Origin of the sequence: Ectobacillus sp. JY-23 (assembly GCF_023022965.1) — a bacterium.
Classification (GTDB): domain Bacteria; phylum Bacillota; class Bacilli; order Bacillales; family Bacillaceae_G; genus Ectobacillus.
In genome coordinates this window covers 951,787-972,436 of record NZ_CP095462.1, presented here as the reverse complement: position 1 = coordinate 972,436, position 20,650 = coordinate 951,787, and the positions used below count along the sequence as shown (strand labels likewise).

The window sequence follows — 20,650 nt, the reverse complement described above, 5'->3', positions numbered from 1 at the left end:
GATACAATAGAAGAGGAGTATAAAACTTTATACAACAGGAGTTGAGTCAAGTGACTTTTTTACATGTCGTACTGTACGGAATTAAACAAATGAATGGAGAAAGAAGTGCGGCATCTATATATCATTTGCTAAAGGGAAAGCGGTCATCGCAAACTTTGCAAGATGCATCTATATATCAATTGTCTTTCTTATTTGGTATTTACAGAAGATTAGAGCGACATACGTATAATGAGCATATTAAACAAATGATACAACATGATTTTTTAAGAGAAATAGAAGAGGCTCGATATATTTTGACTGAAAAAGGGGAGCAAGAACTACAGGATTTTAAATTCCCAATTCACCTACATGGGCTAAAGTATGGAGAAGCAGGAGAGGTTTTTTGGAAGCGGCTATCTTTGCTCATCCAAACTGTTTCATATCTGCAGCACCGAGTACCGTTTTTGCCAATACAAGCAGAACATGAAGTAACAGCATGGACTAAGCAATTTTTATTAAAACAAGCGTGTTCTCGAGATGAATTTCGTTATAAGCTACACACAGAATGTGAGTTGCTGTTGAAAAATCTGACTGCTGAAGAAGCGACAGTGGTTGTATATCGTCTAAGTGGTTTTAGCCGAGTTGGGTATACACATTTGCAAATTGCACAAATGTTAGGTATGGATCCATCTGCTGTCCATTTATCGTTTTTAGGTGCAATCCATGGGATAGTACGGTTTCTGATGAAAGAAGGGACAGGCTATCCCATTCTTTCTCAATTATTGCCACGTACAAGGCATGTTCTCAGTTTATCTACCCAAAAAACTTACGAACTTTGGAAACAGGGAAAAACTATGGAACAGATTGCTAACATTCGATCATTGAAGTTAAATACAATTGAAGATCATATTGTAGAGATTGCAACACACTTACCGCATTTTCCCATTCACACTTTTCTGTCAGAGGAAACGATTATTAATGTACAGAAAGCCCTACAGCAAACTGATTCAAGAACCTTACGGATATTAAAACAATATTTACCGCATGTAAGTTATTTTCACATTCGACTGGTGATGGCATGTTTGGGAGGAAAGCATGAATCTTGAAGAATTACTATACAGTAAGTTTGGATATAAGCAGTTTCGCGCTGGTCAAAAAGAGATTATTGAAGATGTAATAAAAGGAAACAATGTTGTAGCGATGCTTCCTACAGGTGGAGGGAAATCAATATGCTATCAAATTCCTGGGTATGCCAAAGATGGACTTGTCATTGTTGTGTCACCTTTGCTTGCGCTAATGGAAGATCAAGTTAACCAACTGCGTTTAATTGGTGAAAAACGTGCTGCCGCTTTTAATAGCTTTCGTACGCCAGACGAACGTCAAAGGATTTTACGTCACATACAAAACTATAGATTTCTATTTGTTTCACCGGAAATGCTGCAATTAGCGCATTTCATACGAGTATTGCAACAAGTGCATATCTCTTTATTTGTAGTAGACGAGGCACATTGTATTTCACAATGGGGCTATGATTTCCGTCCAGACTATCAAAAACTTCGTCAAGTAATTTCTAAAATTGGTTCTCCGTCTGTATTGGCACTAACGGCAACAGCAACAAAGAAAGTAGTAGAAGATATTATTGAGAGTCTGGGTCTTTCACATGTTGTGTGTCATTTGCATTCTATAGATCGTCCTAATATAGCACTGCAGGTAGAACGTGTGTCCTCCATTGAGGAAAAGAAGGTTCGAATATTGCAGTATGTCACGAAGCTTCAAGGACCAGGAATCATTTATTGTGGCAGTCGGTTTTGGTCAGAGACACTAGCAACGTATTTGCGTACACAAGGTATACACGGCGTTTCTCATTATCACGGGGGAATGGAACAAGAAGATCGGATGCTGATTCAGCAGCAGTTTTTAAATGATCAATTAAATATCATTTGCTGCACCAGCGCTTTTGGTATGGGGATTAATAAACCCAACATTCGTTATGTCATTCATTTTCAGTATCCGGTAAACTTGGAATCCTATTTGCAGGAAATCGGTCGAGTTGGCCGCGACGGCACAAGTGGTATTGCCGTTTTACTTTGGAGCGACAATGATCACGATTTACCGCTCTCCATTATTCATGATGAATTGCCAAACCCAGATAATGTTAAAAGGCTATTTGCACTTATGCAAGATACGGAACAAACAGATCTCGAATATTTGGTCTGGGCGTCTGGACTATCCGAGCAACATTGGCGCTTTATTCATCACTATTTACAACAAGAAAGTCTGTATCCAGAGGAATATATTCTAGGAAAAATAGAGGAGAGGTTGCAAAGTAAGTATGAAAAGCTAAATGTGATGAAACAGTGGCTATTTACAGATCGTTGCCGCAGACAGTATATTTTACATCTGTTTGATGAACAAATGCAAAAACGCCCTGAAAATTGCTGTGATATTTGTGGCATTAACAGTAAGGAGTATTATAGGAAAGAAAATCAAATTGTGAAAGAAGTATCTGCTTGGCAGAGAGAACTAGCAGAATTATTGGGGATGAATTATGACAGAAAAGAAACGTAGTCGCAATTTCACAGGAAAGGAATTGCGTTTAAATTTATATATTACACAACTGTTAGTTTTATTAATCAGTACTATATTGGCTTGGCTGTTGTTTGATAATCCACAAGATGTGCTGGCTTTATTTGTATGGGACCCGATTCCTATTATGATAATAGGAGGGGGCGCAGCAGCTTGTATCGTTATGCTAGATTATGTAGCCATAAAGTTGTTTCCGGAGAGTTGGTTTGATGATGGTGGAATTAATGAGCGTGTATTTTATGGTATCGGCATCTTTCATTTGGCATGTTTAACATTATTAATTGGCTTTGCTGAAGAATTTTTATTTCGAGGTATTGTTCAAACACAGTTTGGTTTTTGGGTGGCAAGCCTTACATTTGCTGTTTTGCATGTACGTTACATGCGCAAGCCATTCTTGTTTACTTTTGTTTTAGTAATCAGTATGTTTCTTGGTTGCCTCTTTGAATTAACAGGTAATTTATTTATTACGGTGTTTGCGCACTTTTTGACAGATTTCATGATGGGACTACATTTACGGAAGGGAGCAGACAATAAAGAGGATGAATACTGGAGTGACAGGGTCGAATGATATTGAAGCTGTTTTACCCCCTAGAGCAAACCGTAAGAGACGAAAAAAACTTAAACATTGGTTTATACGTGTGCTCGTTATTTTATTTATCATTTTACCTATCATAGTATATAAGTTAACAACATTAAAAGTAAAGGAACCTTCTTATTTTGAAAAGATTGATTTTGCTCCTAATAAACATAGTGAAGGAGTATAATTCCCCATATATAGTTTTGCTCTATCTGTAATCAATACAGGCTGCTTTATATAACGGAAAAGGTTATAAGAATGGAGGAAGAACAAATCGTTTGTACCTTGGTTTGGCCGGGCAGCTGCTTCTTTCTAGACGTGATTATAACTACTCGTTTGGGTCTTTTCTCCTTTTTGCAAAATGTCAGCTTTTCTACTTGTGCATATGTATCAAAAACATCTTTCAATTTATCATTTTTCCAAAAATATGTTATCATTTGTATAGGTTATGTATTGGTTTATGTACAACTTAAATATAAGGGGTATGAAATGACTGTATTAATTGTTATTGCACTAGTTTTGTTTTTATTTGCTTTATATATGTATAAAGAAGCGAATGAAAATAAGGTAATCCAGCAAGATATTGTTTTGCATGATTTACCAAGTAGCTTTAAAGAAGTAAATATATTTTTTATATCTGATATTCACCGACGTAATATATCGCGTTCCATTGTTGATGGGGTGAAAGGGAAAGTTGACTTTGTTATTATTGGAGGAGATATAGGAGAACGCGGTGTTCCGCTTTCTCAAATTGCTTCCAATTTAAAACTACTCAGTGAAATTGGACCAATATACTTTGTTTGGGGAAACAATGATTATGAGCTGGATTATCATGAATTGGATGCCCTACTCTTAGCTAACAAAGTGACAGTGCTCGATAATACAAGAGCAGTTTTAGAATCGAATGCCGGAGAGCGTCTTTTGCTAATTGGTGTGGATGATGTAGGTGTAAGGCGAGACAGGCTTGATTTGGCTCTGCAAGACTGTGAAGAAGAAGGGTTTCGAATACTTGTCAGTCATAATCCGGAGATTGTTCATAAGTTTACAGGTAAAGAGCATATTTCATTAGTGTTAAGTGGTCATACGCATGGTGGTCAAATTCGCTTGTTTCATCACAATAGGTTTTTAAAGGGTGGCATTTATCAATATGATTATACAACGTTATTTGTAAGTAACGGTTACGGTACAACTCTACTACCATTTCGTTTTCGAGCGCCTGCCCAAACACATGTGATTACATTAAAACATTCATTATGATATAAAGTAAGGTGGGAAAAGGATATGGGAACATCAGGGAAGTACAACATAAAAGCAGTTTCTAACATGCTTGGTATTCAAGCGGGAACACTTAGAGCTTGGGAAAGACGATATCAGATTATCGCTCCTAAACGTAATGAGGCAGGACATCGCTTATATACAGAAGAGCATGTGAAAATATTGAGATGGCTTTTATCTAAGGTTAATGAAGGCTTTACGATTGGCCAGGCGGTGAGCTTACTAGAAAGTAATCAACTAAATACGGGCTTGCATGAACGGGAAGATGATCGAACTGAAATGCTAAGTGAAGCTATTTTAGATGCTCTTCTTCAATTTGATGAGGTAAAAGCACATGAGTATTTAAACGAGGCATTTAGTATTTTCTCAGTTGATAAGGTGACTATAGATGTGATGGCTAAGGTGCTGGTCAAAATTGGTGATTTGTGGATGGCAAAAAAGATTACAAGCGCACATGAGCACTATGCGACGTCTTTTTTACGGTCTAGAATTGGCATGATCTATCACAACCTACCTGTTAACACGGTATTACCGAAAGTAATTGCGGTTTGCGGTCCCGGGGAGTCCCATGAACTGGGTTTGTTAATTTTCACTATTTATTTACGCCGTAAGGGCTATCAGGTAATTTATTTAGGAGCGAGCATTGAGGAGAAGGACATCGATGTTGTGATTAAAGAAGTACAGCCCAAATTTTTATTTCTATCAAGTACAATGCCGCACAGTGTTGTTGCGACTGTAAAACTTGCAAATCGGTTGCGAGAGCAATATGATTATCTTTCAGTGGGTTTAGGAGGAATTGCTTTCGCATTTTTACCTGAGCAAGAAAAGCAAGCATTAAAGCCGTATCTCTTAGGTGGGACGAAAGAGGAATGGGACAAGTGGATGGCGAATGCTTAACAAGAACCTTCCACTTAATCTTTCATATACTGGATAGAGGTGCGATGCTTGAGGCAAGGAGGTTAAGAAATGAGGCTTGAACGTTTAAATTACAATAAAATTAAAATCTTCCTTACATTCGATGATTTATTTGAAAGAGGATTGACTAAGGAAGACTTATGGAAAAATGCGCCGAAAGTACAGCAATTGTTCCGTGATATGATGCATGAGGCCAATAAAGAACTTGGGTTTGAAGCAGATGGCCCTATTGCGGTGGAAGTATTTTCTCTCCAAGCTCAAGGTATGGTTGTCATTGTTACAAAAGAACTCCATGATAATGGGGTGGAAGAAGATTTCAGTGATGAGTTTATAGAAATGCAAGTAACATTGGATGAAAGCGATGATATATTGTATGAGTTTGCGTGTTTTGAGGATATAATTGCACTTGCGCAACGCTTATATCCGTTAGGTGTTACAGGTGGAAAATTATATTCTTATGAAAATCGATTTTATTTGCTTCTTGAAGAAGGAAGTGAGATAGCTACTGAATCGTTGATTGCGTTATTAGCTGAGTTTGGAAACAGCGCAACCATTACCATCTATCGCTTAGCTGAATATGGTAAAGAGTTAATGTTTGCCAAAGCAATACAACAACTATATCAATATTTTATAACGGAGAAGACCTCAACCGAATAAAGTTGAGGTTTTTTTATTTTAATATAATTTATGGTTGAGTCAATATGTAGAAGAGAGTACAAGTACAAAGTAATATGTTGTTTAGAAATACATGGGGGTGAATATTCATTACATTGTTGATTTAGAAAGGGGTTACGCTTATTTTATTTAAAAAAGAAAGTAAAGTTTTCTCTTTTGTAAAAAAAGAAAATCTACTATAATTTAATTGTAACCGTTTTCAAAAAAGTGAAGAATATTATACCAATTTTGAATGATTTCTATTTGCATTCCGCTTTCAAGGGTGTATACTAAGCAATGTAAAAGAATTAAGAAAATTACAGGGGGTTTATCATGGTAGCCGATAAGGGAGATCACGCACAACAAAGGGAAGAACACTTAGACGTATTGAAACCCACACAGGTTGTCATCAAAGAAGCGCTAGAAAAACTAGGCTATCCTCAAGAAGTGTACGAATTGCTGAAAGAGCCTGTACGTATGATGACTGTTAAAATTCCAGTGAGAATGGATGATGGAACAGTAAAGATTTTTACTGGTTATCGTGCGCAACACAACGATGCTGTTGGTCCAACAAAAGGTGGTATTCGTTTTCATCCTAATGTAACAGAAAATGAGGTGAAAGCCCTTTCTATATGGATGAGTTTGAAGTGTGGTATCGTAGATTTACCGTATGGAGGAGGTAAGGGCGGTATCGTTTGTGATCCACGCGAAATGTCTTTCCGAGAGCTTGAGCGACTAAGTCGTGGTTACGTACGTGCAATCAGCCAAATCGTAGGACCTACAAAAGATATACCTGCACCAGACGTTTTTACAAATTCACAAATTATGGCATGGATGATGGATGAGTACAGCCGTATTGATGAATTTAATTCACCAGGATTTATTACAGGTAAGCCACTTGTGTTGGGCGGATCGCACGGTCGTGAGACCGCAACAGCAAAAGGTGTAACAATTTGTATTCGTGAAGCAGCAAAACGAAAAGGTATTAATATTGAAGGTGCTCGTGTTGTGGTACAAGGCTTTGGTAATGCAGGAAGCTTTTTGGCCAAATTTATGCACGATGCGGGAGCAAAGGTAATCGGTATTTCCGATGCTTACGGTGCTCTGTATGACCCGGAAGGCTTGGATATTGACTATTTATTGGACCGCCGTGACAGTTTCGGAACAGTAACTAAATTGTTTGAAAACACAATTTCAAATAAAGAATTGCTTGAACTTGAATGTGATATATTGGTCCCTGCTGCGATTGAAAACCAGATTACAGAAGTCAATGCAAGCAATATTAAAGCTAAGATTGTTGTAGAAGCAGCGAACGGACCTACTACGCTAGAAGCTACAAAAATTTTAACAGAACGAGGCATTTTGCTAGTACCTGATGTATTGGCAAGTGCAGGTGGTGTAACAGTTTCTTATTTTGAGTGGGTACAGAATAACCAAGGTTATTACTGGACCGAAGAAGAAGTGGAAGAGCGTTTGGAAAAAGTAATGGTAAAATCTTTTGATGCAATTTACGAAACGTCGCAGGTACGTAAAGTGAATATGCGTTTAGCCGCTTACATGGTAGGGGTTAGAAAGATGGCTGAAGCAAGCCGCTTCAGAGGATGGGTGTAAAAAGCGATGATTATCATCGCTTTTTTTTATGGAATGAATTGTAGATTTTACAAGTGTATATATTACTTATATAAGTACTACAGCTGGTGTGTGATGCAGAGTAATAACAGAATCCTAGAACATGCATTTTTTCGAGAGCAGGTAATGAAATAGCGAAACAGTAGGTTCATGAAAGCTCCGTATAAATGAATTGGTAAAATCCGCAGATTACTTACGGAAAGTTGCGGCAGAAAATAAAAAGAACACTTGTTCGGTTTTGTTGTTTATGCTATACTTTTTGTAGGCAAAGTAAAAACAGAGGGGGCGTTTAAATGAAAGCAATATATGATGCAACATATATTCTGCCAGTGAAAAAAGAAAAAACATCCGAGAGAATGAAAATTGATGTAAATGATTTTTTTGGATTAGAGACAAAACAAGATCAGCTATGGTTTTATGGTTTTTACGCCACTTCGTTTGTCATTCTTACAAGCTTGGTTATCATTTCTGTAGTAATGGATGCGGTTAACTTATAAAATTTACCTGATTGGACATCAGTTCTAGTTTTAAAAATAGATGGAATACATATATAAGGAAGTATGAACGGGGAGCGATGCTTGCATGGTCATGTTTCCAATAGAAAGAGTGTTTATTTCCTACGGTAACTCACGTCCGGGAATTAAGGTGCCAAAAAGAAGGTTCATCGTTTGTCATGATACAGGTAACCCGGGCAGCAATGCGATTGGAAATCGAGATTTCTTTGAAGAAGTACAACCAAAGTCCTCAGCGCATACATTTATTGACGATAAGCGGATTATTGAAATCATCCCACTAGATGAGGTTGCGTATCACGTCCGCTACAGTGTACCTACAGATAACGAAATATACGGTTACAATGCGAATAATGCGGCAATTGGTGTTGAACTTTGTTATGGAGGAGATATTAACTTTTGGGATGCGTATACGAAATTTGTATGGTATCATGCATATCTATGTCAAAGATATGGACTGAATCCGAAAAAAGATATTGTGACGCACAAAATGTTAGATCCAGCTCGGAAAATTGATCCACTTGAAGTGTTAAAGCAACAAGGCATTTCTTTTACGCAATTCTTAGCAGATGTATATCGAATGTATGTTTCCTTTCGTACTTGATCACAAGTGATGCTCATCAAAATAGATGGGCATTTTCTTTTTGGACAGATTTTTTGTTTCGTGACATAATATTGAGGTAAGTAAGGAGTTGAAGCAAATGAAAAACGAACATGTCATTATTGTTGGTGCTGGTCCGTGTGGGCTAGCTGCTGCAATTGCCCTGCAAGATGTCGGTATTGATGCGCTCATTATTGAAAAAGGTAACATTGTAAATGCTATTTATCATTACCCGACACATCAAACCTTTTTTTCTTCGAGTGAAAAGCTGGAGATTGGTGACGTTCCATTCATTACAGAAAATCGCAAGCCGGTCCGAAATCAAGCTTTAGCATATTATCGAGAAGTGGTGAAACGGAAAAAGTTGCGCATTCATTCTTTTGAAAAAGTAGAAGAAGCAACTCGCAGTGCTGACGGATTTATTGTGCGTACCAATAAACAAGGCAAAGAAATCACATACCAGACTAAATATATCATTTTAGCTACTGGCTATTATGATAGTCCTAATTATATGGGTGTACCTGGCGAAGATCTTCCTAAAGTTGCGCACTATTTTAAAGAAGCACATCCGTATTTTGATTTGAATGTCGCGGTAATCGGAGGGAAAAATTCTAGTGTTGATGCGGCACTTGAACTTGTGAAGGCAGGTGCGAAGGTGACGGTCTTATATCGAGGAAATGAATATTCTAAAAGTGTAAAGCCGTGGATATTGCCAGAGTTTGATGCATTAGTACGTGATGGAACAATTAAAATGGTCTTTCGTGCATGTGTGGAGGAGATTGCTGATCAGCATGTAACATATAGTGTGGACAGAGAGCAATTTACGATTGCTAATGACTTTGTATTTGCGATGACGGGGTATCACCCAGACCACAGCTTTCTAAAGCGTATGGGTGTGCAAATCGATTCTGAAACAGGGAGACCTGTATATAATGAATACACAATGGAAACAAATGCTGCGGGTGTATTTATAGCAGGGGTAATTGCTGCTGGAAACAATGCCAATGAAATTTTTATTGAGAATGGGCGTTTTCACGGTGGTTTAATAGCGCAAGAAATCAAAAAACGGCAATAATAAAAGAAGAGGATGTCCTCTTCTTTTATTATTTTAGTCATTCTCTTTTTTAGGAGTATAAATGATTTGTTCAATGTGTTTAATGTTGAAACATTTGTTCAAGATCTTGAGTTGTAGCAGCTACTTCTAGAGCTACTAAAAGTTTGATACGTGCTTTTTGTCCGCTAAGCCCATTGGTGAAAATAACACCCATTTCCTTAAGTTGTTTGCCTCCCCCTTCATAGGAATACACATCTTGTGCAATGCCATTAAAGCAACGCGAGACAAGGACAATAGAGACTCCTTTATTTAACAGCCTTTTAATAACCGGTATAGTGGAAGGTGGTAGGTTTCCTTGACCAAATGCTTCAATTACCAACCCGTCTACAGGGAGTTTTTCGATAATCTCGAGCATTGTACCATCCATGCCTGCATAGGCTTTGAGAAGTAAAGCTTGCTTTGTTATATTATGAATCTTGTAATTATCGCGATGTAGAATGGCTTGATGAAATACCACACCACGCTTTGTTACAAGACCGATAGGACCGTACTGTGGGCTTTGAAAAGTAGCGACATTGCTAGTATGTGTCTTTGTTACATTCGTTGCACAGTGAATTTCATCATTTAATACAACTAAAACTCCTTTTCCTTTGGCTTCTTCGCTACTTGCAACTTTTACAGCAGACAAGAAATTGTACAATCCATCTGATCCTAATTCGTTGCTAGAACGCATGGCCCCTGTCACTACAACAGGTATATTCGCTTGGACGGTTAAATCTAGAAAATAGGCTGTTTCTTCTAAAGTATCTGTCCCGTGTGTAATGACTACACCATCAATATCGTTGCGAGTGTCAATTAATTGCTGCAATTGTAGCATTTCTTTTGGTGTCATATGCGGAGAAGGAAGGTGAAATACGTTTTCTACAATTAAATGAACTTCATTCGAAGGCAATTTAAAACGCAGTAATGGGTTATCGTTTGGTTGTTTGACAAACCCTTGTTCTTCCTCCATGGCAATTGTGCCACCTGTATGCAATACAAGAATATTTTTCATAAGCTGTCCGCCTTTCTTAGCAATACATTATGACGATATCATGAAGAGGGAAAGTTCGACAATGAAAAAATATTAGGTTGCGCATAATTTTTTCTCCAAGCTTCAAACTAACATAGAGGTGACAATAGCGTGGAACAGATTGAGCGTATGTTAATAAAACTGGTTACAGCACAATTCATTTTATTAGTTTTAAGTCAAGTGCTACTTACATACGAACCAATTGCTCGGTATACAAACAAGCTGGTGTTATATGAAGGGGTATGGAAAGAGGTTACCGAGCAGGTGATAAAATGCAGCTTTGTATTACCTGTTGTTAAACTAGAGAAACTTTTCATATAAAAGTGCTATAGGTGATGTACTTCATTGTCTCTGCCAAGACACTCGCTTAACGTAAAGAATGAAGCAAAAGATTGCCTCAATTGAAGTTTTATTTTATGGGTGCATTTATGTCAATTTTTATGATACAATAGCTTGAGAAATTTACGCATAATTAAAAGTGCTAAAGCAGGGAAGCACCCTGCTTTTCATTATGTTTTAATGGGGGCTTACTATGAAACCAATTTCTATTGCAATTGATGGACCTGCAGCGGCAGGAAAAAGTACTGTTGCTAAGATTATTGCTGCTAAATTATCCTACGTGTATATTGATACTGGTGCTATGTATCGTGCGTTAACATTTGCTGGACAACGTACCGGAGTAGATTTGAATAGTGAAAACGAGCTTGTTGAAATTTTACAAAGTATTGACATTTCATTTGAGAATACGGCATCCGGTCAAACTGTTCTTATAAATGGAGAAGATGTAACTGAAATTATTAGAACACCTGAAGTTACAAATGAAGTATCTATCACGGCGAAGCACCGTTTAGTGCGTGAAGAAATGGTGCGCAGACAACAGGAACTAGGCTCTAAAGGTGGCGTGGTAATGGATGGTCGTGATATTGGTACGCATGTATTACCGAATGCGGAGGTTAAGATTTTTCTTTTGGCTTCTGTGGAAGAAAGAGCACAGCGTCGACACGCTGAAAATCTTTCCAAAAACTTTCCTTCAGATTTAATTCAGTTGCAACAAGAAATTGCAAAACGTGATCAGTTGGATTCGGAAAGAGAAGTTTCACCGCTTCGCAAAGCAGCAGATGCGATTGAATTAGATACAACATCGTTATCTATTAATGAAGTTGTGGACAAGATTATGGATATTGCTGTAAAGAAACTAGCACAATAAGGAATGGGTCTTAACCCATTCCTTATTTTTATATGGAGACAAATGACTTGACAAATTCGTCAATTTGTTAGAAGTTAGTAGGGAAAGATATTTTTGAAATAGTCTGCTAAAGTGCGTGTATGAAAGTAAATACAGGGCATGCAAATGAGAATTTCTTCTCATTTCGTATATACATATGCTGAGCCATTTTAATTAGGGAGGTATTTGCATGGTTGAAAAGATGAATGAAGAAGTTACTACATTGCAAGTTGGCGATGTTGTAACAGGTCAAGTTACAAAAGTGGAAGATAAACAAGTGCTTGTGGATGTTGGCTACAAAACAGATGGTGTAATTCCAATCAGTGAACTTGCAAATGTTCATATTGAAACTGCAAGCGATGCTGTACAGGAAGGGCAGACATTACAGCTTAAGGTTATTAAGCTTGAAGAAGATGATCTTGTCCTTTCCAAGCGTGCTGTTGATGCTGAAAAGGCATGGGAATCCCTATATGCAAAGTTTGAAGAAAAAGTAACATTTGAAGTAATTGTTAAAGACATTGTAAATGGTGGTCTTGTGGTTGATTTGGGCGTTCGCGGCTTTATTCCTGCCTCGTTAGTAGAAGCGCATTATGTTGAAGATTTTTCTTCGTATAAAGGAGAGTCGTTAACTGTAAAAATTGTGGAGTTAGATCGTGAGAAAAATCGCGTTATTCTTTCACATAAAGCAGTGGTAGAAGCAGAGATGGAAACCAAAAAGAAAGAAGCAATTTCTTCTTTAAAAGCAGGAGATACAGTAGAAGGCACAGTACAGCGTTTGACTGATTTTGGTGCTTTTGTGAATGTAGGTGGTGTGGACGGATTAGTACACATCTCTCAAATTTCGCACGACCGTGTTGAAAAGCCGTCTGACGTATTGGCTGAAGGACAAGTTGTAAAAGTAAAAGTTCTTTCTGTAGATGCGGATACAGGACGTATTTCTTTATCTATTAAAGGTGCGCAACCAGGTCCTTGGGAAGCGGTAGCTGACAAAGTGAAAGTTGGTGACATTCTTACTGGTACAGTGAGAAGGCTAGTTGCATTTGGTGCTTTTGTTGAAATTATGCCGTCTGTAGAAGGATTGGTTCATGTTTCTCAAATTGCAAATCGTCACATTAAAAATCCAAATGAAGTATTAACAGTAGGAGAAACAGTTCAAGTAAAAGTGTTAGAAGTGAACGTGAAAGAGAAAAGAATTTCTTTGAGTATTAAAGAAACACAAGAGGAAGAGCCTGAAGTAAATGAGGACTTTAGTCAATATCAACCATCTGCGGATACCTCTATGTTCCAATTGGGAGATATTATTGGTGAGCAATTAAAGAAATTAAAAAAGTAATTAGGTGATGACTGTGACAAGGGCACAACGAAAGATTGACCATGTAAATTACGCTCTTTCAACCGGACAATCTCGTGCACATGGATTGGATGATATTAGTTTTGTTCATCAAAGCTTACCAAATACTGCGTGTGCAGCCATTTCATTGCACACAGAAATAGGCGAACTTTCTCTAAGTTCGCCTGTTTTTATCAATGCAATGACCGGTGGTGGTGGTGAAGCAACAGAGCGTATCAATGCAGCATTGGCTGAAGTAGCTAAGCAAACGGGGATTGCGATAGCTGTAGGATCACAGATGGCGGCACTTAAAGATAAGAATGAGGAGCGTTCTTATCGGATTATACGGCAAGTAAATCCAAACGGAGTTGTACTAGCAAACTTAGGAAGTGAAGCGAGTGTAGAGCAAGCGCATCGTGCAATCGAGATGCTTCATGCCAATGCTCTACAAATTCATTTAAATGTGATTCAAGAGTTGACAATGCCTGAGGGTGACCGTGACTTTAGAAATGCATTGGTTCGAATTGAAGAAATTGTAAAGGGTGTTCCAGTTCCTGTTATTGTAAAAGAAGTGGGATTTGGAATGAGCAAAGAGACGGTACAGCGTTTGCGCAGTGTGGGAGTTACTATTGTTGATATTGGCGGATTTGGAGGAACAAATTTCGCCACTATCGAAAATGAGCGACGAGCAAGAATGCTCACTTATTTCAATAGCTGGGGAATCCCAACTGCAGCATCTATTGTAGAAGGTGTAGAAGAAGGAGTATCCATTATTGCTTCAGGTGGCATGCAAACTGCGGTTGATGCAATAAAGGCTATTGCACTAGGGGCAAATGCAGTAGGATATGCTGGCCATTTTCTAAAAGTTTTTATGGAAAAAGAAACAGAAGGCTTAATAGAAGAAATTGAGTGTATGCATGAGGATATGCGTTTTATGATGACAGCACTAGGAGCTACTACAATTGCCGAGCTACAACGCGTTCCACTTGTCATAAAGGGTGATACACACCATTGGTTAACACAAAGGGGTATTCAAACAAAACAATATAGTAGAAGAAAATGACACAGCTTATAGCTGTGTCATTTTTGTTTTTTAAGATAGTATTTTTATTAAGAACATAATATTTCACTGAACGCAATAGTATACAAAATTGGAAACTGGCGCGAAATGAAAATATATTACATAAAGCAAGTGTTTGTTAGTGTTGATTTTGCTTTCGGGCTTGCTCCGGTGTGTCTAAACCCGTTGCGCCTTTATATTGTAATGATTGATCACGATCCGATTCTGTCCGACGTGATTGCTTCATTTTACGTTCTTGACGGTCTTTTCCCATGGAATTCACCTCCTGATACAAGTGTTTGTGATATAGAGAAAAGTATTCAAGTTTTTTTGAGATTATTTTTTATAAAATGTACCTATACTGGTGAACATAGGAGGTGTAGGGGTGGATGGGATTTTATTTTACGCTATTGCCTGGTGTGGATGGATTATAGCGACATTTTTAATGGATAAAAGTGTAGAGCGAACTTGGCGGGCATTATTTATATTGGTACTTATTATCAGTTCTTGTTCGTACATTACCGTTGCATCTTTGCAAATCTCAGCTAGTTGTATACTGTTGTTGGTAGGGGGATTGTGGCAATTATCTAGTAAGGGCTGGTGGTCAGCTTTTTATCATATGTTGTGTGCAGGGAGCTTAGGTATGCTGTATGCAGTATTTCATATTATAGAAATATACGATCCAGTTTGGATTGTAATAGAGCGTACATGGCTACTCACCGTTTTACTGGTATACATAGTTTGTCTGGTTGCGCAGCAAACCGGAACACGAATCTTAGTTTTATGTTTTGGAGGTGTACTAGGGGAACTCCTATTAGGCATCTTCTTATATCCAATTGGTTTTCACCAAGAAATAGGTAGCCCAAAATTTCTTGATATAATAGCATGCGCTTTTGCTAGCATCTGCTGCATACATTGGGTCAAGAAGTACTTCATATATGTCCCGTTATTTAAACAAAAGCAAGTCAAGGAGGGGTAAACTTGAATCAGTATACGTATCCTATTTTACTAGGAGTGGCTGCTGGCATGTTAACAAGGTTGATTATGCTTAGAACAGACTCCAGACAATATCCAACACGGTTGCACGGTAAAATTGTTCATATTGCCATGGGATTTATTGCAGCAGTGCTAGGAGCAGTTGCCATTCCGTCTATTATGAAAAAAGATTTTTCTGCAATTACTTTCCTTACATTGGCAGCCTCTCAATTTCGTGATGTACGTAACATGGAACGAAATACTTTGCAGCAATTAGATGGATATGAATTAGTACCACGGGGACATACATATATTGAAGGAATTGCTTTGGTTTTTGAAAGTCGCAATTATTTGGTAATTTTCACTTCGTTTGTTACGACATTTGCTTATCTTGGTTTTAAATCTTTTTATGCAGGTCTACTTGTGGCAATCATCAGCTTTTTCATATCAAAAAAGCTGATGTCAGGAAATCGTTTGAAAGATTTGGTGCATATTGAACATGTTCCCATTCGATTTGAAGGAGCTGGGCTATATATTGATAATATTTATATTATGAATATTGGTTTACCAACAAGACAACAGGAGATTATGAAATATGGTATGGGCTTTTTACTAACACCAAAGACGTCAGACGCACGTATTACTCTTGCTAATTTAGGACAGAGACAGGCTATCTTGCATGATGTGTCAGTAGGACTTGGGGTGTTTCGTGACTCTGGTACGCCAGCGCTAGTCCCCCTTGCTAAGCTTGACATCAATGACGGTCGGGTGGGTGTATTTGTATTGCCACAGGAGCAAAACGTTGAAAAGGCATTACAGGTAATTGGAAATGCGCCAACTCTAGAAAATGCAATTCGAATGTCATCGGAAGCGGGAGGACGTTCATGATACTTGAAAAGGTGATATTGGCCGTCATTACCACAGATGTTAGTAAATTTGCAGGAGGCGCTCCCTTGTTTTCTTGCGCCACTGTAGAAGAGATGGAATTTGTGGCGAGTAACTTAGAAGCGATTTTGGATGGAATTGCGCATAGGCTACAGGATAATGTTTATATTATTGTGAAACATGCTTGAAATATGCTATAATGGTACATGTTTTGAAGATGATAAAAACTTGCGCATCCCTTCTTAATGCAAAAGAAGGGTTTTTTACATACGCTAACAGATAGGAAGGATGAAATACATGAAACCTGTAGTTGCAATAGTGGGGCGACCGAATGTTGGAAAGTCTACTATTTTTAATCGTATCGTTGGGGAACGTGTCTCCATTGTAGAAGATATTCCGGGTGTAACTCGAGATCGTATTTATAGTGCGGGTGAATGGCTGAACCGTGAGTTTAATATTATTGATACGGGCGGAATTGATATTGGTGATGAGCCATTTATGACACAAATCCGTCAACAAGCGGAAATTGCAATCGATGAAGCGGATGTTATTATTTTTTTAACGAATGGTCGTGAAGGTGTAACAGCTGCAGATGAAGAGGTTGCAAAAATTTTATATAAATCTAAAAAGCCTGTTGTATTAGCTGTAAACAAGATTGATAACCCTGAAATGCGTGAACAAATCTATGATTTTTATGCATTAGGATTTGGTGAACCATATCCTATTTCCGGATCGCACGGTCTTGGATTGGGTGATTTGCTGGATGCAGTAACGCAACATTTTCCTGAGCAAACGGAAGCAGATTATGATGATGAAACTATTAAGTTTTGTTTGATTGGACGGCCGAATGTAGGTAAATCTTCACTTGTGAATGCGTTGCTTGGACAAGAACGTGTTATTGTCAGCAATGTAGCAGGAACAACGCGTGATGCAGTAGATACACCATACTCTAAAGATGGTCAAGATTATGTAATTATTGATACTGCAGGGATGAGAAAAAGAGGAAAAGTGTATGAAAGTACAGAAAAGTATAGTGTATTGCGTGCTTTGCGTGCCATCGAACGAGCTGATGTGGTTTTAGTTGTTTTAGATGGGGAAGAAGGCATTATTGAACAAGATAAGAAAATTGCCGGTTATGCACATGATTCTGGTAAAGCTGTTATCATTGTTGTTAACAAGTGGGATGCGGTAGAAAAAGATGAAAAGACTATGAATGAGTTCGAAGAAAATATCCGTGCTCATTTCCAATTTTTAGATTATGCGCCGATCGTATTCTTATCTGCGAAAACGAAAAAACGTACGCATACATTAGCACCTGTTATTAATATGGTAAGTGAAAATCAGACATTGCGCGTACAAACTAATGTACTAAATGATATTATTATGGATGCTGTGGCAATGAACCCAACTCCGACGCATAAGGGGAAACGATTAAAGATTTATTACACAACACAAGTTGCAATCAAGCCACCAACATTTGTTGTATTTGTTAATGAACCAGAACTCATGCACTTTTCCTACGAACGATTTTTAGAAAATCGCATTCGTGATGCATTTAATTTTGTAGGAACACCTATTAAAATTATTGCAAGGGCTAGAGACTAAGGAGGTTGAAGCTGGATGGGGAAAATTACGGTGGTAGGAGCTGGCAGCTGGGGGACAGCGCTAGCGATGGTACTTGCTGACAATGGTCACGAAGTTCGTTTATGGGGTGCACGTGAAGAACAAATGGATGAGGTAAACCAACGTCGTACAAACCATAAATATCTACCTGGTATTATGCTTCCGAGAGGAATAACTGCTTATGTATCGCTTGAAGAAGCATTGCAAGATACTGAGCATGTGCTTCTGGTGGTTCCGACAAAAGCGATACGTGAAGTATTAGCAAATATGCGCACCGTGTTAAAACATGCAGTAACAGTTACACATGCAAGCAAAGGGATAGAACCAGATACATCAAAACGTATTTCAGAAATGATTGAAGAAGAACTACCTGTACATTTACTCCGTGATGTAGTAGTGTTATCAGGACCTAGTCATGCGGAAGAAGTGGCACTGCGTCAACCGACCACTGTCACTTCTGCTTCCAAAAATATGGAAGCAGCAGAAGCTGTTCAAGACCTGTTTATGAATAACGAATATTTCCGGGTCTACACCAATCCTGATATTATTGGTGTAGAACTTGGAGGAGCACTTAAAAATATAATCGCTTTAGCTGCCGGTATGACAGATGGGCTGGGGTTTGGTGATAATGCCAAAGCGGCCTTGATAACACGAGGTTTAGCGGAGATTGCTCGCTTAGGAAGGGCAATGGGTGCAGATCCATTGACTTTTGCCGGTTTAACAGGTATGGGTGATTTAATTGTTACTTGTACGAGTGTGCATAGCCGAAATTGGCGTGCAGGTAACCTGCTTGGTAAAGGCCATTCCTTGGAGGATGTGCTTGAAAGTATGGGTATGGTTGTAGAAGGCGTGCGAACCACGAAGGCTGCATATCAATTAGCAGATAAGATTGGTGTTGATATGCCGATCACAGCAGCGTTACATGAAGTGCTGTTTCATGGTAAGGATGTGAAAGAAGCTGTGGGTTCTTTAATGGGGCGTGTTCGTAAGCATGAGGTAGAAGCAGTTCCAAATCTATATAAATAAGTTGTGTTGTAACAAGACCTAAGGATTGACTTACATATACAAAAAGAAGCTGTCCCGACTTGGGATAGCTTCTTTTTCGCAACTAGGTATTTTCACCAAATTTAATTGTGTGCATACACTAAAGTGTAGAATACAGGAGAGGGTGGTAGTACCTATGTCAAATAACTTTTTTGATAATGTAGAAAAGCAAACAAAAGTAAATAAGGAGGATATTTTTAAATTAGCTTCCTCTGTTCAAAATGCGAATTTAAAGGATGAGCAAGTATTGCGTCAATTAATTCATCAAGTTGCAGCGATGGCTGGTCGTCAAGTACCTAAGGAAAAAGAGGATCAAATCGTTAAAGCAATTATCAGCAACAACCTTCCTGCAGACCTGAGTACATTAGGAAATATGTTTAAAAAGTAAACAATATATGCAGAAAATGCATATGATACAATGTATGAAAATACATGGGCTAAATAGGGAATTTTGGTCAGCCGAAGCGAAAGGCCCCTTTTCGTTTCGGTGTTTTTTATTTATACTGATTTTTTGAAAATAATTTGCTAGAATAGAAGTTGGATTGATACATAAAGGGGTGCAAATATGGCTTTAATGAAGATGTGGTTTTCGTTTGGGGCGATGGGAATGATGTTTATTGCTATCTTGTTTATTTTAATGAGTCGTCATAAAATACGTAATCCATTTTTGAAAGGGATTACTGCTTTTATAGCGTATTCATTTATGATTGTTTCTGGGTTCATTATTTTTGTGGTCGTGTTTAGTGGACCTGTTAGTAAATAAAAAGGTTGTGAATATTTGTGAAAAAAATAATGATGGTGGTATTTATATTTTGTGTAAACATGTTGTCGGGTTGCATGTACCCGCAAGAGAGACTGCAGCAAAATCAAATACCGTATCCGGATCAATTGCAGATTGTGCAAGGTGCAGTAAATCAGTATAAAGAAGCAAATGGTGGCTTGTTACCAATCAAAACAAAAGAAATAGACACGCCGCTCTATCAAAAGTATCCAATTGAATTTACTAAACTTTCTCCAAGATTTATTCAAGAACCGCCTAGCAATGCCTTTGAAAATGGTGGTATATATCAATATGTACTCATTGACGTGGAAACAAATCCAACTGTAAAATTAATTGATTTACGGATTGCAGAAGAAATTCGTAATCTTAAACTGAAAATTAAGATGTATCGAGACGAACACAAGTATCCGCCCTTTAAAAAAGTGATAGCAAACGGCGTGTATACATTGGATTATCAAAAACTAAAGTATAAAGAGGAGCCATTTGTAGAGAGTCCTTATTCAGGAAAAAATCTCCCATTTGTTATTGATGCACAGGGTGAGGTATATGTAGACTATCGCATCGATTTATACGAGATTCTAAGTAAGAATGTTGTTACAATGCAAGAGGGACAGGATATTCGGTTTCTATTAACCGAAAAATCACCATTTGTCCCAGCGTATTCTCTTCCTTATACAATAAAAGATAACGAGCCGATTTTTTTCGTTCAATAAGTCATGAACCCTTCTGTTTAGGAATAACTTTCTAAAAGAAGGGTTTTTTACTTCGTCCAATGAAGGAAAAAATTTTTCAACAAACAGTCATAATAAATTAGGACAAATTCATATTTATATAGTGTCCTGACTACTAGAATGAAAAATACATTCCCAATAA

At 38.0% G+C, this 20,650-nt stretch carries 24 protein-coding genes; 22 read left to right on the top strand and 2 right to left on the bottom strand.

Annotation, left to right across the window (positions count from 1 at the left end):
* Positions 1-50 precede the first annotated feature (50 nt).
* From MUG87_RS05095 to MUG87_RS05050, 10 genes are all read left to right on the top strand, one after another.
* Positions 51-1,085 carry a YpbB family protein gene (locus MUG87_RS05095; RefSeq protein WP_247086173.1) on the top strand — a complete coding sequence of 345 codons (1,035 nt, stop codon included), beginning with the start codon at positions 51-53 and terminating at the stop codon, positions 1,083-1,085.
* Positions 1,075-2,547, top strand: coding sequence for a RecQ family ATP-dependent DNA helicase (locus tag MUG87_RS05090; protein WP_247086171.1), 1,473 nt, complete (start codon positions 1,075-1,077; stop codon positions 2,545-2,547). Before MUG87_RS05095 ends, MUG87_RS05090 begins: the two co-directional genes overlap by 11 nt.
* The gene (locus MUG87_RS05085; RefSeq protein ID WP_247086169.1) at positions 2,528-3,133 is read left to right on the top strand and encodes a CPBP family intramembrane glutamic endopeptidase; all 606 of its coding nucleotides are present in this window, start codon (positions 2,528-2,530) and stop codon (positions 3,131-3,133) included. Before MUG87_RS05090 ends, MUG87_RS05085 begins: the two co-directional genes overlap by 20 nt.
* A gap of 498 nt (positions 3,134-3,631) precedes the next feature.
* Positions 3,632-4,399: a metallophosphoesterase gene (locus tag MUG87_RS05080; protein WP_247086167.1), complete on the top strand. Its 768-nt coding sequence runs from the start codon at positions 3,632-3,634 to the stop codon at positions 4,397-4,399.
* Between the two features lie 24 nt (positions 4,400-4,423).
* Complete coding sequence (locus MUG87_RS05075) at positions 4,424-5,314, top strand: MerR family transcriptional regulator (protein ID WP_247086165.1); 891 nt, start codon at positions 4,424-4,426, stop codon at positions 5,312-5,314.
* A 69-nt stretch (positions 5,315-5,383) separates the two neighbouring features.
* Complete coding sequence (locus MUG87_RS05070) at positions 5,384-5,989, top strand: genetic competence negative regulator (protein ID WP_247086163.1); 606 nt, start codon at positions 5,384-5,386, stop codon at positions 5,987-5,989.
* Between the two features lie 330 nt (positions 5,990-6,319).
* A complete protein-coding gene (locus MUG87_RS05065) occupies positions 6,320-7,597 on the top strand; it encodes a Glu/Leu/Phe/Val family dehydrogenase (RefSeq protein WP_247086161.1) in 1,278 nt (425 codons plus the stop codon).
* A 311-nt stretch (positions 7,598-7,908) separates the two neighbouring features.
* Positions 7,909-8,112 carry a DUF3961 domain-containing protein gene (locus MUG87_RS05060; RefSeq protein WP_247086160.1) on the top strand — a complete coding sequence of 68 codons (204 nt, stop codon included), beginning with the start codon at positions 7,909-7,911 and terminating at the stop codon, positions 8,110-8,112.
* A gap of 85 nt (positions 8,113-8,197) precedes the next feature.
* Positions 8,198-8,731 carry a peptidoglycan recognition protein family protein gene (locus MUG87_RS05055; RefSeq protein WP_247086159.1) on the top strand — a complete coding sequence of 178 codons (534 nt, stop codon included), beginning with the start codon at positions 8,198-8,200 and terminating at the stop codon, positions 8,729-8,731.
* Positions 8,732-8,828: 97 nt separating this feature from the next.
* Positions 8,829-9,803, top strand: coding sequence for a YpdA family putative bacillithiol disulfide reductase (locus tag MUG87_RS05050; protein WP_247086157.1), 975 nt, complete (start codon positions 8,829-8,831; stop codon positions 9,801-9,803).
* A gap of 79 nt (positions 9,804-9,882) precedes the next feature.
* Here MUG87_RS05050 and MUG87_RS05045 read toward each other — a convergent pair whose 3' ends face one another.
* A complete protein-coding gene (locus MUG87_RS05045) occupies positions 9,883-10,836 on the bottom strand; it encodes an asparaginase (protein WP_247086155.1) in 954 nt (317 codons plus the stop codon).
* A 129-nt stretch (positions 10,837-10,965) separates the two neighbouring features.
* Between MUG87_RS05045 and MUG87_RS05040 the strand changes: the two genes are divergently transcribed.
* The 4 genes from MUG87_RS05040 (at position 10,966) to fni (ending at position 14,472) form a co-directional block, all read left to right on the top strand.
* The gene (locus tag MUG87_RS05040; RefSeq protein ID WP_247086153.1) at positions 10,966-11,175 is read left to right on the top strand and encodes a DUF5359 family protein; all 210 of its coding nucleotides are present in this window, start codon (positions 10,966-10,968) and stop codon (positions 11,173-11,175) included.
* Positions 11,176-11,386: 211 nt separating this feature from the next.
* A complete protein-coding gene (gene cmk / locus MUG87_RS05035; protein ID WP_247086150.1) occupies positions 11,387-12,061 on the top strand; it encodes a (d)CMP kinase in 675 nt (224 codons plus the stop codon).
* A 208-nt stretch (positions 12,062-12,269) separates the two neighbouring features.
* The gene (gene rpsA, locus MUG87_RS05030) at positions 12,270-13,412 is read left to right on the top strand and encodes a 30S ribosomal protein S1 (protein WP_247086148.1); all 1,143 of its coding nucleotides are present in this window, start codon (positions 12,270-12,272) and stop codon (positions 13,410-13,412) included.
* Positions 13,413-13,425: 13 nt separating this feature from the next.
* Positions 13,426-14,472: a type 2 isopentenyl-diphosphate Delta-isomerase gene (fni, locus tag MUG87_RS05025; protein ID WP_247086146.1), complete on the top strand. Its 1,047-nt coding sequence runs from the start codon at positions 13,426-13,428 to the stop codon at positions 14,470-14,472.
* A 136-nt stretch (positions 14,473-14,608) separates the two neighbouring features.
* Here fni and MUG87_RS05020 read toward each other — a convergent pair whose 3' ends face one another.
* Positions 14,609-14,743: a YpzI family protein gene (locus MUG87_RS05020; RefSeq protein ID WP_247086144.1), complete on the bottom strand. Its 135-nt coding sequence runs from the start codon at positions 14,741-14,743 to the stop codon at positions 14,609-14,611.
* A gap of 111 nt (positions 14,744-14,854) precedes the next feature.
* Here MUG87_RS05020 and MUG87_RS05015 point away from each other — a divergent pair, with 111 nt between their 5' ends.
* From MUG87_RS05015 to MUG87_RS04980, 8 genes are all read left to right on the top strand, one after another.
* A complete protein-coding gene (locus MUG87_RS05015) occupies positions 14,855-15,448 on the top strand; it encodes a YphA family membrane protein (RefSeq protein WP_247086142.1) in 594 nt (197 codons plus the stop codon).
* Positions 15,449-15,450: 2 nt separating this feature from the next.
* Positions 15,451-16,332: a YIEGIA family protein gene (locus tag MUG87_RS05010; protein ID WP_247086140.1), complete on the top strand. Its 882-nt coding sequence runs from the start codon at positions 15,451-15,453 to the stop codon at positions 16,330-16,332.
* A complete protein-coding gene (locus tag MUG87_RS05005; protein ID WP_124563870.1) occupies positions 16,329-16,517 on the top strand; it encodes a capping complex subunit for YIEGIA in 189 nt (62 codons plus the stop codon). The genes MUG87_RS05010 and MUG87_RS05005 overlap by 4 nt, the downstream gene beginning before the upstream one ends.
* 109 nt (positions 16,518-16,626) lie before the next feature.
* Positions 16,627-17,934 (top strand): ribosome biogenesis GTPase Der, encoded by a 1,308-nt coding sequence (gene der, locus MUG87_RS05000; protein WP_247086138.1) that lies wholly within the window; start codon positions 16,627-16,629, stop codon positions 17,932-17,934.
* Positions 17,935-17,949: 15 nt separating this feature from the next.
* Positions 17,950-18,978, top strand: coding sequence for an NAD(P)H-dependent glycerol-3-phosphate dehydrogenase (locus MUG87_RS04995; protein WP_247086136.1), 1,029 nt, complete (start codon positions 17,950-17,952; stop codon positions 18,976-18,978).
* A 154-nt stretch (positions 18,979-19,132) separates the two neighbouring features.
* A complete protein-coding gene (locus MUG87_RS04990; RefSeq protein WP_124563873.1) occupies positions 19,133-19,384 on the top strand; it encodes a stage VI sporulation protein F in 252 nt (83 codons plus the stop codon).
* A gap of 177 nt (positions 19,385-19,561) precedes the next feature.
* Complete coding sequence (locus MUG87_RS04985; protein WP_247086133.1) at positions 19,562-19,759, top strand: DUF2768 domain-containing protein; 198 nt, start codon at positions 19,562-19,564, stop codon at positions 19,757-19,759.
* Between the two features lie 17 nt (positions 19,760-19,776).
* Positions 19,777-20,490: a hypothetical protein gene (locus tag MUG87_RS04980; RefSeq protein WP_247086131.1), complete on the top strand. Its 714-nt coding sequence runs from the start codon at positions 19,777-19,779 to the stop codon at positions 20,488-20,490.
* Positions 20,491-20,650: the final 160 nt, after the last annotated feature.